The sequence below is a fragment of the Sphingomonas sp. TX0543 genome (assembly GCF_048565505.1).
Taxonomy (GTDB): domain Bacteria; phylum Pseudomonadota; class Alphaproteobacteria; order Sphingomonadales; family Sphingomonadaceae; genus Sphingomonas.
The window spans coordinates 774250-790088 of the sequence record NZ_JBLZUS010000002.1 but is presented as its reverse complement, the minus strand read 5'-3'; the positions used below and the strand labels follow the sequence as shown (position 1 = coordinate 790088).

The 15839-nt window shown below is 61.6% G+C and carries 13 protein-coding genes; 3 read left to right on the top strand and 10 right to left on the bottom strand.

Translation table 11 applies throughout. From position 1 onward, the window contains the following. Nucleotides 1-821: 821 nt before the first annotated feature. The 3 genes from ACM61V_RS04445 to ACM61V_RS04435 are packed head-to-tail and all read left to right on the top strand — an operon-like array spanning nt 822 to nt 4220. The gene (locus tag ACM61V_RS04445) at nt 822-2222 is read left to right on the top strand and encodes an aldehyde dehydrogenase family protein (RefSeq protein WP_137787706.1); all 1401 of its coding nucleotides are present in this window, start codon (nt 822-824) and stop codon (nt 2220-2222) included. Nucleotides 2223-2257: 35 nt separating this feature from the next. Further along, nucleotides 2258-3733: a flavin monoamine oxidase family protein gene (locus ACM61V_RS04440; protein ID WP_249341659.1), complete on the top strand. Its 1476-nt coding sequence runs from the start codon at nt 2258-2260 to the stop codon at nt 3731-3733. Further along, nucleotides 3726-4220 (top strand): c-type cytochrome, encoded by a 495-nt coding sequence (locus ACM61V_RS04435; protein WP_171007634.1) that lies wholly within the window; start codon nt 3726-3728, stop codon nt 4218-4220. The genes ACM61V_RS04440 and ACM61V_RS04435 overlap by 8 nt, the downstream gene beginning before the upstream one ends. 153 nt (nt 4221-4373) lie before the next feature. On the opposite strand, the gene ACM61V_RS04430 is transcribed toward ACM61V_RS04435, so the two are convergent. From ACM61V_RS04430 to ACM61V_RS04385, 10 genes are all read right to left on the bottom strand, one after another. Beyond that, the gene (locus ACM61V_RS04430) at nt 4374-4835 is read right to left on the bottom strand and encodes a nuclear transport factor 2 family protein (RefSeq protein ID WP_419713823.1); all 462 of its coding nucleotides are present in this window, start codon (nt 4833-4835) and stop codon (nt 4374-4376) included. Between the two features lie 5 nt (nt 4836-4840). After that, complete coding sequence (locus ACM61V_RS04425; protein ID WP_419713822.1) at nt 4841-5704, bottom strand: NAD(P)H-binding protein; 864 nt, start codon at nt 5702-5704, stop codon at nt 4841-4843. Between the two features lie 627 nt (nt 5705-6331). Then, nucleotides 6332-7027 carry a TetR/AcrR family transcriptional regulator gene (locus tag ACM61V_RS04420; RefSeq protein ID WP_419713821.1) on the bottom strand — a complete coding sequence of 232 codons (696 nt, stop codon included), beginning with the start codon at nt 7025-7027 and terminating at the stop codon, nt 6332-6334. Nucleotides 7028-7114: 87 nt separating this feature from the next. Next, a complete protein-coding gene (locus ACM61V_RS04415; RefSeq protein ID WP_137787711.1) occupies nt 7115-8035 on the bottom strand; it encodes an alpha/beta fold hydrolase in 921 nt (306 codons plus the stop codon). Between the two features lie 7 nt (nt 8036-8042). Beyond that, nucleotides 8043-9206 (bottom strand): FAD-dependent oxidoreductase, encoded by a 1164-nt coding sequence (locus ACM61V_RS04410; RefSeq protein WP_137787712.1) that lies wholly within the window; start codon nt 9204-9206, stop codon nt 8043-8045. Then, nucleotides 9203-9871 (bottom strand): isochorismatase family protein, encoded by a 669-nt coding sequence (locus ACM61V_RS04405; RefSeq protein ID WP_137787713.1) that lies wholly within the window; start codon nt 9869-9871, stop codon nt 9203-9205. Before ACM61V_RS04405 ends, ACM61V_RS04410 begins: the two co-directional genes overlap by 4 nt. Then, nucleotides 9858-10934, bottom strand: a complete 1077-nt coding sequence (ndpE, locus tag ACM61V_RS04400) for a 2,5-dihydroxypyridine 5,6-dioxygenase (protein ID WP_137787714.1) — start codon at nt 10932-10934, stop codon at nt 9858-9860. Before ndpE ends, ACM61V_RS04405 begins: the two co-directional genes overlap by 14 nt. Nucleotides 10935-10953: 19 nt before the next feature. Beyond that, nucleotides 10954-11733, bottom strand: coding sequence for an alpha/beta fold hydrolase (locus tag ACM61V_RS04395; RefSeq protein WP_137787715.1), 780 nt, complete (start codon nt 11731-11733; stop codon nt 10954-10956). Beyond that, nucleotides 11720-12448 (bottom strand): maleate isomerase, encoded by a 729-nt coding sequence (gene ndpH, locus ACM61V_RS04390; RefSeq protein ID WP_137787829.1) that lies wholly within the window; start codon nt 12446-12448, stop codon nt 11720-11722. Before ndpH ends, ACM61V_RS04395 begins: the two co-directional genes overlap by 14 nt. A gap of 654 nt (nt 12449-13102) precedes the next feature. After that, nucleotides 13103-15388 (bottom strand): TonB-dependent receptor, encoded by a 2286-nt coding sequence (locus tag ACM61V_RS04385; RefSeq protein ID WP_171007635.1) that lies wholly within the window; start codon nt 15386-15388, stop codon nt 13103-13105. Between the last annotated feature and the right edge of the window lie 451 nt (nt 15389-15839).

The following is a 15839-nucleotide window of genomic DNA, read 5'->3' as shown; positions in this document are numbered from 1 at the left end:
CTTCCCACTTAGCCCCCGCCTTCATCCCGACTTCGGTCAGAAGCGGAACGCTGCCCACGGCGTCGGCAACCGACCCCAGACCAGGCGTCTGCGATCAGGGGCCGAGCCGTTTTCCTCGCTCCGCGAATACGACCCGGCAAACCCAGGCTCCCGATGCCGTCATCGCACAAGCGAGACGGACCGGGTCCGGATCAACCGAACCGATTTATTATACAGAAGACGAATTCTGAACCGCGTCAATGGGAAAATGAGCGTTGGAGCCGGTCGGCAGACCCATCTCTACGAGCACGTCCCGGCGGCGCACGTAGGGCAGCGTGCCTTTTTTGGAGCTACGATCGGCATAGCAGCGTCGCATAATTGCTTCCTACCTCAATTACCGGGACTCCGCGCCAAGCCTCCGACTTGAGTGTCCGCCCCGCGAAGAGACGCTAAGAAGGCCCGATCGGTCAACAGAGTGACCTAAAAACAGCCGTATAACGGCAAGTATCGCAAGCCGGCAATCCGCCCCTAATATCGCTCCTAACCAGCGTAATAAATCTTCAGTTGAATAATTGAGTTGCGGTGGTCGACCAAACCGTCGTAGCAAGATCACGTTGTCACAGATTCGGTTTTGACGGAGATTGTCTGGGCGCGACCGGATCTGACGCACCACGTGAGGAGCTCGGGGCATAAGCCAGCATCAACTTTCAGGCCGTCCGCCATGCGGCCCGGGTCCTGGGGGATTATTCGCCCTGCAAGGACATCGGTCCTGGAGCGGGCGATAGATGCACGACGGCTCGTCACGCGCGATTTGGGCAACTGATTCAAGAGGCAGGTGAACCATGCTCGCTTACAAGATGCTCATAGATGGACAACTCGTCGCCGGAGCGAAGACGATCGACGTCATCAATCCCGCGACGGGCGAGCCCTTCACGACCGCTCCGGTGGCGGACAAAGACCAGCTCGACGCCGCCGTGGCGGCGGCGCTAGGCGCTTTCCCCGCCTGGGCGGCAACATCCTGGAGCACGCGTCAGGATTGCCTCAGGCAGCTTGCGCAACGGCTCGAGGACGAAGCCGAGCACTTTTCCCGCCTGCTCGTCAGCGAACAGGGCAAGCCCTTGGCGGAGGCACGGTTCGAGATCGGCGCCACGGTGCAGGGGATACGCTATTACGCCGGCATCGAGTTGCCTGCCGAGACGCGAAGCCATGCCAATGGCGACTACGAGATCGAGCGACGCCCGCTCGGCGTCGTCGCCGCGATCACGCCGTGGAACTACCCGTTGATCCTGGCGAGCAACAAATTCAGCCCGGCCCTACTTACTGGGAACACCGTGATATTGAAGCCTGCACCGACCACGCCGCTGACGACCCTTGAACTGGGCCGACTGGCTTGTGGGATTTTCCCCCGAGGAGTCTTCAACGTCATCGCGGACGACAACGATCTCGGTCCCCTCATCACCGGCCACCCCGACATCGCCAAGATCTCCTTCACCGGATCGACCGGAACCGGCAAGCGCGTCATGCAGAGCGCGGCAGAGACCTTGAAGCGGGTAACTCTGGAATTGGGTGGCAACGACCCGGCGATCGTCCTGAAGGACGCCGACGTGGACAGCGCCGCCCGGGGCCTTGCCGCCACGGCGTTCCTCAACGCGGGCCAAATCTGCGCGGCGCCCAAGCGACTCTACGTCGCCGACGAGATCTACGACGCTTTCTCGGCGCGGCTAGTCGCGGAGGCCAAAGGGCTGAAGCTCGGCGCGGGGGACGAGGACGGCGTGACATTGGGACCTGTCCAGAACAGCATGCAGTTCGAGAAAGTGCGAGAGATCATCGGGGAGGCGGCATCCAAAGGCAAGGTGCTGACGGGTGGCCATGCCGCGAACCGACCCGGCTTCTTCATCGAACCCACCGTGATCGCCGATCTGGACGACGAGGCCCGGCTGGTCGCGGAAGAGCAGTTCGGCCCCGTCGTGCCGATCCTGCGCTTCTCCGACGAGCGGGACGCGATCTCGCGGGCCAATGCCGGTCCTTACGGCCTGGGCGCTTCCATCTGGTCGCGCGACGTCGGTCGGGCACGCGCCCTCGCTCGCGACCTTGAAGCCGGAACGGTATGGATCAATCAGCATGTCGCCATTTTCCCCGACATACCGTTCTCGGGCGCGAAGCAATCCGGAGTTGGGACAGAGGGCGGGGTCGAAGGCGTTTGCGAATTCACCCGACTCCAAGTGACCAACGCGGCGAAATGACGGCTCAGGGACCGGGTTATGGGAAGGGAGATGCTGTGATCGAATATTCGGACAAAGAACCGGCAAAGGCGAACCGGACTGTCGATCGGCGATCCCTGATTCGGTTCGGCGCTGCCGCAGTGGGCTCCGTCGCGCTGGCGAGCTGCGCGAAGGAAAATCCCGACCGAAAGGTGCGCGATGGCGGCGGTAAAGGCGGTCGCTACGACGTCGCCGTCATCGGCGCCGGCTATGCCGGCATCACCGCTGCGCGCGACCTTGCCGCCAAGGGCTGGCGTGTAGTCGTGCTCGAGGCACGTCCGCGCATCGGCGGACGCACGTTCACCAGCCGGTTCCTCGGCCGGGAAGTGGAATTAGGAGGATCGTCCGTCCATTGGGTGCAGCCGCACATCTTCGCCGAAATGCAACGTTACGGTTTCGGTTTCAGGGAAGTGCCCCTCTACGATCTCGATGCTTCGTACATCGTGACGTCGGATGGCACCGTGCACAACGTGCCACCGGCGAAGTTCGACGCGCTTTACAACGACGCCTTCAACAAATTCTGCGCCGGCGCGCGCACATTGTTCCCTCAGCCCTACAAGCCCTTCACCAACCCGGAGGTGCTAAAGCTCGACGACATATCGGCGGCGCAGCACCTGGCGTCGCTAGGGCTAGATCCCTTGGCGAAAGCGGCGCTAAGCGCAGAGCTCGTGCTATATGCGGGTGGCCAGCTAGCGACGTTCAGCTATCCGAGCTTCGTCAAGCTCTTCGCGCTCGCGGGGTGGGATCCATACACTTTCACCGACTCAGAAAAGCATTGGCATATCGCCAATGGCGGGACCGCTGCACTAGCCAAGGCAATCCTTGACGACAGCAAGGCCGATGTGCGGCTCGGCACCGTGGTCAAGGAAGTCGAACAGGGCGACAAGGGTGTGACCCTCAGGACCGCCGACGGCCAAACTGTCGAGGCACGAGCCGCCGTCTTCACGTTGCCGACATCCGTCTATCCGGACATCAACTTCAAGCCGGGACTGTCGACCGCAAAACGCGAGTTCATCGCCCACGGCGATAGCACCGACGGGGCCGATCTGTACATGAAGGTCAGGAAGAACCTCGGCAACACCTTTACCTTCTGTGATGATCCGAACCCGCTGAACGCGATTCAGACTGAGGAATTCGGTAATGACGGTACGATCCTGAAGGCGACGCTTGGGCGCCAATCGCTGCTAGATATCAATGATCAGGACGCGATCGGCGCCGCACTTCGTAAGATTCATCCCGATGCGGAAATCACAGACATCGCGCCCTACAATTGGGTCAAGGATCCATTCTCCAAACAGGCGTGGCCAGCATACAAGGTTGGATGGTTCAAGCGATACAAGGACATGGCGACGGCAGAAGGACGCCTGTTCTTCGCAGGCGCCGCTACGGCCGGCGGCTGGCACGAATACATCGACGGTGCCGTGGAAAGCGGAATACGCGCTTGCCGGGAAGTGACTGAGAAACTCGCGCGTGAGGATGGGGCAAATGGGTAAGGTTCCTCTGGGCAAATATGCGTTGCCTCTCGTGTCGGCGCTGTGTCTTGTGGGGATGGCGGCCTGTTCTAAGTCAAACGGGGACGGTTCCGACAACTCCAGTGTTGGCGGCGCGACCGGCTCGTCAACTCCTACTACTGGATCGGCCGACTACACGCAGTTGGCTTCGGACGCGCGACAAGTCGCCGCCGGCAAGAAGTTGTTCAGCAACTGCGCGGTGTGTCATTCGGCCGATCCCGCCACTCCGTCACCGGCCGGACCGCAACTCGCGGCCGTTGTCGGTCGCCTGATCGGCGGCGTGGAGGGCTACCCTTATTCGCAGGCGCTGAAGAGTGCCGGCGGCGCGTGGACTCCGGAAAGGCTCGACGCATTTCTCAAGAATCCAATGGCGACCTATCCCGGTACCGCAATGGCGTTCGGCGGGCTCGCGAAGGATGCGGACCGCAAGGCGATAATCGCCTATCTTGCAAGCACCAAAGCAAAGTAACCGCCGTACCCGATGTCCGGGTCAGTCGTGACGAACGCCTTCTTGGAGGCGGTCGGACGCTCCGTCCCGAAGCTGCACGATCCGGTCAGGTTCCCAAAGCCGACGGTCGCGCCAACCCGGCCCTGCGACCAGGATGGCGCTGCGCCTCGATATTCACCCGACTGCGATCGGCGCTGAGCCAGTGCTCCGCTCGATGGCTTTTGCAAAGCCCTGTGAGTCGAAGTGGGCGTGCTCGGTGCTCACCCTGCCGTTAACGATGGTATCGATCAGCACGACGGGCCACGTTATTTCCACACCACCGTCCGGCGCCCCCGCGCCGACATAGCGTGCCGTGCACGACAATTCGCCCACGACCGCCTTGCCACTGGCGATAATGTTGACGAACTCGGCCCGAACGCTTCCGGTGACAAACTGCGCGTTGTAGCTCTGGAGATATTCCCGAAAATCCTGCTTCCCCCGAATAGGATTATCGGAGAATGGAATGTCGACGTATTCCATCTCATCATTGTAGAGCGACAGCAGCGCATCGAGATCATTGCGCGCCCAAGCGTCAAACTGCTTTCGCAGCAACTCCTCGTTCTGGCGCATGAGCTGAATTTCGTTGAAGTCGTTCATCGTACCTATCCCTTTGATCGCTGGAGAGATGCGGCGTGCTCGGAAAGGAACGCGTCGAGAGTTCGTGGAGATTGCCCGGTCACACGCGCGACCGCATCGGTGACGAAAGCCGTATCCCCGTTGATGATGCTGCGGCCGATATTCGAGAAATACTCGATAAACCCAGCCGGCGCGCCGCCCGCTTTAAGCCGGTCCTCCGCCGCTCCGGTCGTCTCCTCCACCGGCTGCACCGCCGTGCCGGCGAATGCCGATACCCGGGTAGCAAGCTGGTCGAGGGTGAACGCGTCCGGGCCGGTCAACGTGAGCGCCTGCCGTCCGCAGCTCCCGCCGGCCAGCAGTTCAACGGCGACGGCCGCGATATCCCTGGCGTCGATCCAAGACATTGCGGCACCCCCGGTCGTCATCACGATGATCCCGTCCTCGCGGATCAGGTTTCCGAAGAAGCGCTCGTCGACGAGGTCCTGCATGAACCAGTTCGGCCGCAATATGGCATAGTCAAGTTTGCTCTGCTCGACGACGCGCTCGACCTGTAGCTCGTGCGCGTCGTCGGCGCGGGTTTCTGCCGCGATTTCCGACAGGAGTACGATCCTCGCCGCCCCGGATTCCTCAGCCAGACCCACGAAGTCGCGAATGATCCCGGTGACATCCTCGGATTCGGGCTTCACGACATAGACGGCCTCGACGCCGTCCAGAGCGGCGGCCCAAGTCGAGCGGTCATCCCAGTCGAACACCACGGGGACGGCGCCGCCCTCAACCGGGATCGCGGGGTTTCTCGATGCAGCCTTGACCGCGATGCCGCGCGTCGCGAGGCCGCTGGCTACGTGACGCCCCGTCGTTCCGGGCGCCTTAGTTACTAGGATACTGCCCATTACCACTCCCTGCTCTCCGGCGATTTCAGAACAACGGCTTAATTGGATCGATTTCAGCGACCTACCGGGACTTTTATTATCTATCCGGATAATTTTACGACTGTCAATGTCGTCTCCGGAACCACGCTGCGTCGAGGTCTAGCCGACGAGGGGTGGAGCCCACCCAGTGCCTCTTTTTACTTGGCGAGGAGCCGTGCGTTCGCGAGACAGCTCTATGTATTCGCGCTCGGCGCCGAGCGCCGTTCCCAATTCGGACGAGGAGCAATTCCGGCGAATGTATTATATTTCTGGATAATATTGCTGCGCCGGATCTGAGGCCCTCTGGATTGTCTGAAAAACCGGTCTCGCGACATCCGAACACATCAGATGAGAACCCCAAGCATCAGGTCTGCATGGTCTCTTCAAGCAGCGTTCAAAGGAGGGTTCCGGATCTTCGGACTGACGCCGTCCCGTCCGACCTGACGCGACGGCGTTGGTCCGGGTCGCCGATCTCTGCGAGACGGTTGCGGGCCGCCGCGGATGGATGGGATCAGGTCGGGAAAGACTCCGCGCCGGTCCTGGCCGACGACCCCAGCGGCCGCCCCCCTAGCCAGCCTGCGCCCTGCCCAGAGCCGCGATCACGTGGGGTCAGGGCAGCTCGGACTGCATCCCGGCAGACAGGAATACCACCATGTTATCGAGCATCTCCTCCTTCGACAAATGATGGATGCCGCCTTCCGTCAGGTCCTCGATACGACCGAGGTCATTCAGCATGAACATGTATGTCCCGACCAGGAAGGACATCCGCAAGCCGATCGTGCGACGGGGTATCTGCGGAAGTGCCTGCACCAGGACATCGACATACCGCTTCACCGACGCATCGTAGACCTCCTTGCGAAGGCGCATGGCATGCTCTTCGGACTCCGAGTGCAGGCGGGACTGCAGGCGCGCGAACGCTGCGCCGGCCTCTCCGCTATGCTTCAGGTCCCACTGCGGCTGGAGATAGGCGCGGATGATGTCCTTGACCTGCGGAATTCCGCCGGCTTCCAGCAAGCGGTCCAGCAGAACGTGACGATGTCCGGAAAGCAGCCCTCCTCGCCGCTTGTAGACCTCATCGAAAAGCGCTTCCTTGGTATCGAAATAATAGCGGATCAGCCCTTGGTTGACCCCGGCGCGTTCCGCGATGTCGCGAACGCTCACACCCGTGTAACCGCCCTCCGAAAAGGCGATCTCGGCGGCATCCAGAATCTTTTCCTTCAGCTTTCCGTTGTTACGAGGGCGCCCAGGCTTCCTTCCCGGCTTTCCCTTCTCTCCCCGCACCGCCTTGGCGACGCTGGCGGGCACAGTGGCATTCGAATCCATCTCTACTCTTTCGGCATTCGGGTTCGAACCCTTTTCCAGCCAGGAACGGGTCGCTGCCAGGAGGAGAGCCTATCCGCGGACGTTCCGCCCGATCCACGCGACAAGCAGATCCGCGATAGACGCGCTGTTTAACTCACTCATCAACATGTGTCCATTGCCGCCAACGCCATGGTCCTCAAGCTGAATATGCTCGAAAACATTCCCTAGCCCGCGGATGAAGGCCGCGGCTCGCGCATTCGCGTCGCGCATCCAAGTCGCCTCACCCGTGACGATTGCCACGGGTCGGTCGAACGGATCCGCCACGCCCGCATAGGGCAATGCACAGAGCCCGTTGTCGAACGTGCCGAGCGGATGGACCATCCCGGGAAACCCGAGCGGCTCGATCGCGACGATCGCCGCGACCTGGTCGCCGCCCTTGGCTGCAAGGGCCCAGCCGCACGGGCCGCCCGCCGAATGGCTGACGATGATGGTGGATCCGGTCAGCTCGAACAGCGGGTCGGCGATGGCCTCGACATGACGCTGGCTCGCGGCAAGCGTGGTCGCCATCGGCCCTTGGCTGGCCATGAACCGGTCGCCGGCCGACGGGTCCTGGGGCCAGCGAGCATGCTTCGCCGCTTCGGGCCACAGATCATGCCGGGCCGGTTCGACGAAACGAGGGTAGAGCGTTCCATAGTCGGGAAGCGGTAAGGCCGGACCAAGCGCCCTTTCGTTCCAGGCGCAGCGACCGTGACCAGGCCGATCGAGGATGTAGACCGGATAGCCCGCGCGCAGAAAGTCGTGCGCCCAGCCTGGCCGACCATCGGGCGTCCGCAGGAACTCAGACCCCTGCCCGCCCCCGCCATGGACAAAAAGGACGGATACCGATCGCGCGCCTACCGGTACGAACCATTCGACATATGCGCTGACGCCCGGCCAGACCTTGCCGTCCGCGTGGACGGGTTCGCTGGTCAGGAAACGCCCGCCGAAGTCCGTGAGCCGATAGTGTTCCACGATGGATTCAGAAACGGGTGATCAACTGCTCGGTAAAGCTGAGCTCCCTCTTGATGAGTTCCCGATCCCCAGCGACATCGCGAAGGAACCGGATACGGTCTTCCTTCTCCTGACCCTCCTTGAGATAATAGAGGTTGCGCAGGTTCTGCGATGCGCGCGGCGACGTGATCTCGGTGAATATGCGGCGGCGATCCTGTTCGTAGAATTCCAGGATGTCGTGATCGGCACCGTCGTGGATGATCCGATTCAGCGCTTCGATCAAAGCGAAGGCATCGAACATCCCGCCCGTGAGACCGAGACCTCCGGTCGGATTGGTCACATGCGCGGCATCGCCCACGAGGATGACGCGGCCTACGCGCATCTTGTCCGCGACGCGCTGATGCATGCGGTAGGGCGACGCGGCGATGACCTCGTACGGCAGGTCAGGCAAATGATCGGCGAACATGTCGTCGATGCGCTCGGACAGCCCCTCGATGGGCAGGTCCGGATCCTCCACGAAGGTGACGCGCCAGACGTCCGACTGATCGATCTTGCAGATGACCGCACCATGCTTCTGGTCGATCTGCATAACCGTCGGTGCGTATCCCGCCGACGATAGGTCGATTTTGGTGTTCGTCGCGATGTAACGGTTTGGCCACGTCACACCATAGAATTGCACGCCGAGAACCGTCTTGCGGACCTCGCTGTTCGCACCGTCGGCACCGACAAGGAAGTCGCCTTCCAAGGTCTCGGGTCCACCCGGTCCATCCAATGAGACGATCACGCCGTCAGCATGCTGGCTGCATCCCTGAAGGCGCGCCTCGTAGCGGATCTCGATATTGGGAAGCGTCGCGACGTGCCGGGCCAGAATCTGCGAGAGCAGGCCTTGGTGCAAATGCAGGGCCTGACCATCCTCGTAGGCCGGCGAACCTGCCCACTCGATCATCTCGCCCGTGCTGTGGATGTGCCAGCCGAAGGTCTGGCGGAGAAAGCCTTCCTTCACGCAGTCCTGCAGCAGTCCCATCTTCTCGAGAAACGGCAGCACCGGGTAATGGTAGACCAGCGCCCGCGGACTGTCGTTGAGCTTTGCCTCGGCCTCCAGGATCGTGACCCGCGTGCCCGCCTTCGCGAGGCCGATGGCGGTAAGCAGGCCGGTAGGGCCCGAGCCGGCGACAATCACATGCTGGGTCATCGAACTCCCTCTCCTTCATTATACAAGCCATGCCCGTCCGACACCTTAGTCTGGCCCAGCCAGTCCAAGGCGTCATCGACGCTGATGACGTCGCCATATTTCTGGTCGATGTCGTAAAGATTGGCCTCGTGCGGCGCGGCCGCCCGATCGGCGCAGCAGTCGCGCGGCACAAGAACGATGAAGCCCGATTGCACGGCATCGACGACCGTGGCGCGGACGCATCCGGACGTGGTCGCACCGGTAACGATGAGCGTGTCCACGCCGGCCGCGGCGAGCAGGCCGGCGAGGTTGGTGCCATGGAATGCCGACGCGCCATGCTTGACGATGACGGGATCGATATCGGTGATGCCGGTCGAGCTATCGATTTCGACTAGCCTCGTGCCCGCCATCAACGCTTGCATCCCGGTCGCCTTGCGAAGCCAGGGAAGCACCTGGGCCTCCCATGGTTGATACGAGATCGTGGTGTAGATGACGGGGAAGCCCCGTTCGCGGGCGAGATCGGTCAGCCGCCGCGTCGCGGCAATCTCGGCCTGCATATCTGCAGCAGTAGGATAACGTGTGTCGGTGAAGCCGTAGGAGAAATCGACAACGATCACCGCCGGACGCGTCCCCCTGGGTGCACTGCGACCGAACCCAGCCTTGTCGTAGACCTCATCCTGCGACATCGAAAACCTTGCCTCCCCGTGTTTCCGAACTGCCGTTACGGTCGGATCGAAGGTCCCTGACCACGATTTCGCCATCGATCAGTACCGGTTCGTCGTCGAGGAAGAGCGAGCAGCCGCGCATGGGAATATCAAGATGGCACGCCGTGTCGTTCGACCCGCCGAGTTCGTTGTTGGGCCCAGTGGAGAACAGGACGTTGCCGAGGTAGCTGCGCGGCTCCATTCCCATCCCGCCTGGGAATTCGCCCGGTGTCATCCGGTGCCACTTGGCGTCCGGATTCATCCCCCAGCCGATATGGCTCATCGCAAATCCGCGACTGTCCTCGAAGTCGGCCATGTAGGACTTGACCAGTTCAGCCTCCAGCCCGCCGCGGATGTCCGTGATCCAACCCCGCTCGATCGTGTAGACGATGGGTTCGCGAACGTAGATGTTCTGCGGCAGGAGCACGTCACCCGGTCCGACGACGATCTGACCGTCCACGCCATCATCGTTGCCACCGGTGAACACGAAACCCGAAGGCCAATGGTCCCATCGGCCCGGCTGATCGGTACAGGCATATTCCGTGACGGTTGGATATGTGCCGAGCGTATACACCACGTCTGTCCCATGGGGTGATGTGATGTGCATCGATGTCGCCTGCGACAGCAATGCGCCCGCCAGCTCGACCTTCTCGCGCAGTTCAAGACTCGGCAACATGCGCGCAAGCAGCGCTGGCGGCTCGACCACGGTCAGGACGCGGGTGCCGGCCGCCTGGATCGCCATCTGTTCGGGCGAGAACAGCAGAAATATGCAATCGATCAGCATGTCGGCGTTCTTGAGGGCCTCGACAGCCTCCGGCATGCTTGCAAGCGGCGTCTGCCCGACCGCCCACCCCGACTTCAGCGAAGGCGCGGGAAGTCGCATGTGAAAGATGTTCGCGCCCAGCGTCCTGCCGGCGGCGAGGAAGGCGTCGGCATAGTCGAGGCGCTCGTCGCCCTGCGTGAGCACGACCAGCCGCTCGTCCGCACGTACTCCGGACATCTTGAGCTGATGCAGGCAAATTTCGATGAAGCTCGCGGGATCCATTGCGGGCGTTCCAATCCTATCAGATTCTGAAATCGCTGACGGCGCTCAAAAAGCCGTCGAGGTCGTCCCAGGGGATCATGTGTCCCGCACCCTCGACCGTCGTGACCTCTATTCCGGGTGCGAGACCTCTAATCTCAGCGATGTCGCCATCTTCGATCACCGGAGAGGCCCCGGCCACCACAAGACGCATCGGCACATCGAGATGCGGCAGATCGCCGTGAATGTTGTCGGTGTGAAAACCCTTATAGGCGACGTCGATCGCACGAAGCTCACAGGTATGAAGCCATTCCGCCCGCAACGCGCGCTGCTCTTCGGTCCAACTGGGACAGAAGGCCTTCATGTCCTCAGCCGAACACCCGCGCTGCGCCAGCAGTATCGATTCCTCGTACCAAGGCCAGGCCGACGGATAGGCGCGCCGGCCGGGTCCGCTCACCGGCGGGTCGGCGAGGATCAATCCTCCGAATGCCTTTGGCGCCTTGCGTGCCGCACGGATCGCGGTGCGCGCGCCCATCGAATGGCCGAGCACGACCGGCGCGTCCATTCCGAGCGCCTCGACAAGAGCGACGGCATCGTCCGCCATCGCGTTGAGCGAGTAATCGAGATCTCCACCCTGACTGAGCCCGCGCCCCCTCACGTCGAGGACATGGACCTCGAAGTCCGCCGAAAGGGGTCCGGCAACGAAGTCCCAGGTGACCGCAGGCGACGTGATCCCCGGGATCAGCAGCATCTGCGGACCCCCGTCGCCATGCTTGATCAGGTGATGGCGGATGCCGTTCGCGTGGACGTTATAGCCGCGCATCGGCATCCCCCCGATAGGCGCCGGAGAGGAGGGTGCCGCCGCCGGGAACCCGCGTGTCGAGATCGAGCGACCTGAGCATTGCCCAGGTCGTGGCGATCGCCGCCGTCAGCACCGGCTTGCCGACCTGCGCCTCGACGATGGAGACGGCCGGCAATGATGGCATCTGGACGCATGCTGACAGGACGACCGCATCAACCTCCCCGATCCGGTCCATGCCGGCGACAATTCCCGGAAGACGCGCGGGATCGTGCGCGGCGACCGCCAGATTGTCGGAAATCTCAAGCGCGCGCCATTGGGCCACCTCGACGCCTTCGCTGCGGATGTAGTTCACGACCATCTCCGTCAGCGGCTTCATGTAGGGGGCGACGATGGCGACCTTCTTCGCGCCAATGGCCTTGATGCCATCGACGAGCGCCCCGGCTGAAGAGACGACGGGTGCTGGCTTACCGTTCTCGACCGTGACCTGATGGAGGCGCGCCTGAGACTCGCGGTGATAACCGTGCCCCATCGACATGATCGCCACGAGGCAGGCATAGCCCATCACGTCGACCGCGGCGTCGGACAGCTCGAGGGCGCAGCGGTCGCTCGCCCCATCCATCGCAGCCAGTTCCTCTTTCGTCACATGCTTCATCCGCATGCGCGAAGAATGGAACGTGAACCGCTCGGGTGAAATCGCCTCGCGCGCGCGCAGCAGCGCCGGGATCTCCGTTTCCATAGTGACGTTGGAGCTCGGCACGATCTGGCCGATGCGAAAGGTCCTCATTTGGGTCTCCATTTCCTCGGCCCTCTTGGTATTTCGTCAGACGTATAAATACAAGGGAAATTGGCCGCCTGCGTCGCTCGGTCGCGCGTCGGGCAGAACCGCGCCTCGACGACCCGGCTCCGCAACCCGAGCAGTCGCAAATACCTCAATAGAATCATCGCTATGGCACGGTATACTGCTGATCCCCCGTAATTGATGCGGACTCGCCTCCTCGACACACTTCCCGCGTCGGCGTATCCGGATCGGCAGTGTCCGCGCCCGACAAGTCACAGCGATGTCGGGAAAATTCTGCGACCGCCCTATTTCTGGCTGCGCGATGACGATCCTTCACTCCCTTCCGCACCGGCCGCCCACAACGACCTTTGCATCAATCATCCCGCCGTTCAGTTCCATTTCGCGCCGAAATCGCCCCGGGGATCGATCGTGTCGAACATGTGCGGCGAAAGGTTGTACTGCAGGAGTGGAGCGAAGGGGCCCTAGCGGGACCAGGCCACTGAGCCTTGTCCGAGCCGAACACTAGGTCGTCCCGTTCGATCCGCGTCCTCCCCACTGCGAAGACGCAGCGGGGAGGCGAGGTCGGCAGAGTATTTCTCGACCTCTGCCCGATCAGAACCGGATGGTGGCGTCGACGCTGTATGTGCGCGGCGTCCCTCGGATGAGGTAGTCAAACCCTGCGAACCTGAGCGCCAAACCGTAGGCGTAATACTTCTCGTTGAAGAGGTTCTTGACACCTGCGCCGACGGAGAAGCGATCGCCGTTATAGGCCAAACGGGCGTTGGATACCCAGTAGCCCTTCTGGGAAATCGATTCAGTCTGCGCGATATCGAAATAGATGCGCGAACTGTAGGAGGCGTCGATGTTGAAATCGACCGTGCCTTTGTCCAGCTTCGCGAGCACGACCGCGCCCGTGAGGTTGAGGTTGAACTTCGCGGAATTAGATATCTGATTCCCGGCGACATTCGTGCCGCTCGAACCCGATACGGTTGCATTGTCGTTATACTTGGGATCCAGCACACCGACGCCGACGCCAAGCGTCACCCGATCAACTGGCCGCGCGGTTATCTCGCCTTCGAAACCCCGAACACGTGCGCCGCTGATCGAACGCAGCGGAAACAGCCCACCCGCCTCGGTCACGACGACCTGCTGGTTGTTGTAATCCGTCTGGAAAACCGAGCCGTTGATCGTCAGCGCGCGATCCAGCAATGTGGTCTTGAAGCCGAGTTCATAGGTCCGCGCGGTTTCGGGGGGCGCGAAGGTGATTTCGGACGGGTCACTGAACGCCTGCGCATTCACAGCGCCGCTACGGTAGCCTTCGCGCATGGAAGCGTAGACCAGAACATCTTTCGAGGGCTTCCAATTGGCGCCGACTTCGAAGCTGGTGTTGTTGAAGGTGCGGCGATCGGCATAGTCGCTTATGGTCTGGACCGCAGCGCGATCCACATTGTCGCCTAGAAAGGCATTGAAGTTTGATACGGCCACCTTGTCGCGACTGAAGCGCACGCCGCCATATATCGAAACCGTTTTGGTTATCTCGAGGTCGCCGCGGAGATAGGCTGCATAGCTCTTGCGATCCTGCCTGAAGCTGTTCGACTGAACGAAGCCCGTACCGGTCGGTGTGAATCCAAAGCTACATGCCGGGCCGCAACCGGGATCCGTGAGAAGCGAGTAGTCAAACCCTGCGTTGACGGAGTCCTTCGAATAGAAAAGACCCGCCTGAACGTTTAAGGGCCCGCTAAAGGACGTCGCGAGCCTCAACTCCTGAACGAATTGCTTGATATTCCGACCGAAGGTGAAGATCGGGTCGTCAGCCTTGATGGGAAGCCCGTCATCGTCTCCGACATCGACCCAAGTGCCCCAGTCGTAGGTCGTCACTGAAGTCAGCCTGAGGTGGTCGGCCACGTCCCAGTTCATGATCAGGTTCAGCCCGTCGCTTTGAATTGTCCGCTTAGGCGTGTCTGTCGTCGCCGTCTGGAAGAAGCCCAGGCCGTTTCGGTTCGCACCGGGAAGGCCGGACAGGTTATTGCCAGGGAAAAGGATCGCCGGATCGTTGAAGTTGATGTTCGCGGCGAATGGCGCATAATTGCGGCCACCGCTCCTGACATGGTTAAACCGCAGCGTCGCCTTGAAGGTGCTCGAGGGCTCGAACTGCAGCGAGCCGCGGAAGGCGAAGACGTCCGTCTGATCCAGGTTGCCTAGCCCAGGGGTTACGTTTTCGAGAACGCCGGTGTCGTGGACATACAGTGCGGCGAAGCGGACCGACAAAATATCGCGGATCAACGGCGTTTGCACCGCGCCCTGCAACCGAACGCGATTGAAGTTACCGTAGGCACCGGTCATGTACCCTTCGGTGTCGAAGCCCGGCTTCTTCGTCACGATGTTCACGGCGCCGCCGGTCGCGTTTTTTCCGTAGAGCGTGCCCTGTGGACCGCGAAGCACCTCCACGCGCTCAATGTCAAAAAGCGGCATCGTCTCGAAGGTGGATAGTCCGCGGATGCCCTCGTCGACATAGATCGCGATCGGCTTGCTCTGGTTGGCGGAATAGTCGGTTGAAGAGATGCCCCTAATGACGAAGTTGGGCGGGCCGCCCTCACCGAATGGAGTGGCGACCTGAGTATTAGGCGATAGCCTCATCAAATCGCCGACCTGGACCGCCTGGCGCTTCTCGATCGACTCACCGCCGAACGCGGAGATGGCTACCGGGACGTCCTGGAGACGTTGCTCGCGCCGTTGTGCGGTGACGACGATATCGCCATCACCTGAAGTTTGCGCGTTGTCGGCCTTGGGCGGAGCAGCGTCCTGCGCGTAAGCCGCCGTCGAGAATCCGAGTGAAAGCGAAGCGAGCGAAACCGCGAGTGCGGTTCGGGCCGAGCCGCGTGTAATTCGAGCGATCATTGTACCTCTCCCTTTTTCCCTCTTTGCGCACTTCTCGTCTCGCCGACCTTGAGCGCGGACCCGCTTCGCAGGTCGCACACCGCTCGGTCAGAGCGCTCCTCGCGCCCGCTGTTCGTTACCCCAGCGCGATCCCCACGAACGCCACATAAAATCCCACTGTCTGCCCCAGATGCAGATCAGCTCGATCACCCCTGATTTAATTGTTCTAATGCATAATTTAGAAGACTGTCAACTTGCGGGAAAGAGGACGGAGCTTGTCGCGCCGCTGCGTCATCTCGTGGCTCCGTCATATAAATATTACCGTATTATCAGCTAGTTAATGCAATATATCCCAGTCCTGATCCGGCTTCGGCAACCACGCTGTAGATCTGCATGAAATGAGCATCTGAATAAAGTTCTTGCAGGGCGTGATGAAATTGTTACACAACCGCGACGGTGACGCTGGTCGGGT

What these genes read in the sequence shown, in the direction of transcription:
- ndpE (WP_137787714.1), bottom strand. Translation starts at nt 10,934, where the DNA reads ATGGATCCCGCGAGCTTCATCGAAATTTGCCTGCATCAGCTCAAGATG.
- ndpH (WP_137787829.1), bottom strand. Translation starts at nt 12,448, where the DNA reads ATGGAAACGGAGATCCCGGCGCTGCTGCGCGCGCGCGAGGCGATTTCA.
- ACM61V_RS04445 (WP_137787706.1), top strand. Translation starts at nt 822, where the DNA reads ATGCTCGCTTACAAGATGCTCATAGATGGACAACTCGTCGCCGGAGCG.
- ACM61V_RS04405 (WP_137787713.1), bottom strand. Translation starts at nt 9,871, where the DNA reads ATGTCGCAGGATGAGGTCTACGACAAGGCTGGGTTCGGTCGCAGTGCA.
- ACM61V_RS04425 (WP_419713822.1), bottom strand. Translation starts at nt 5,704, where the DNA reads ATGGGCAGTATCCTAGTAACTAAGGCGCCCGGAACGACGGGGCGTCAC.
- ACM61V_RS04435 (WP_171007634.1), top strand. Translation starts at nt 3,726, where the DNA reads ATGGGTAAGGTTCCTCTGGGCAAATATGCGTTGCCTCTCGTGTCGGCG.
- ACM61V_RS04410 (WP_137787712.1), bottom strand. Translation starts at nt 9,206, where the DNA reads ATGACCCAGCATGTGATTGTCGCCGGCTCGGGCCCTACCGGCCTGCTT.
- ACM61V_RS04430 (WP_419713823.1), bottom strand. Translation starts at nt 4,835, where the DNA reads ATGAACGACTTCAACGAAATTCAGCTCATGCGCCAGAACGAGGAGTTG.
- ACM61V_RS04395 (WP_137787715.1), bottom strand. Translation starts at nt 11,733, where the DNA reads ATGCGCGGCTATAACGTCCACGCGAACGGCATCCGCCATCACCTGATC.
- ACM61V_RS04385 (WP_171007635.1), bottom strand. Translation starts at nt 15,388, where the DNA reads ATGATCGCTCGAATTACACGCGGCTCGGCCCGAACCGCACTCGCGGTT.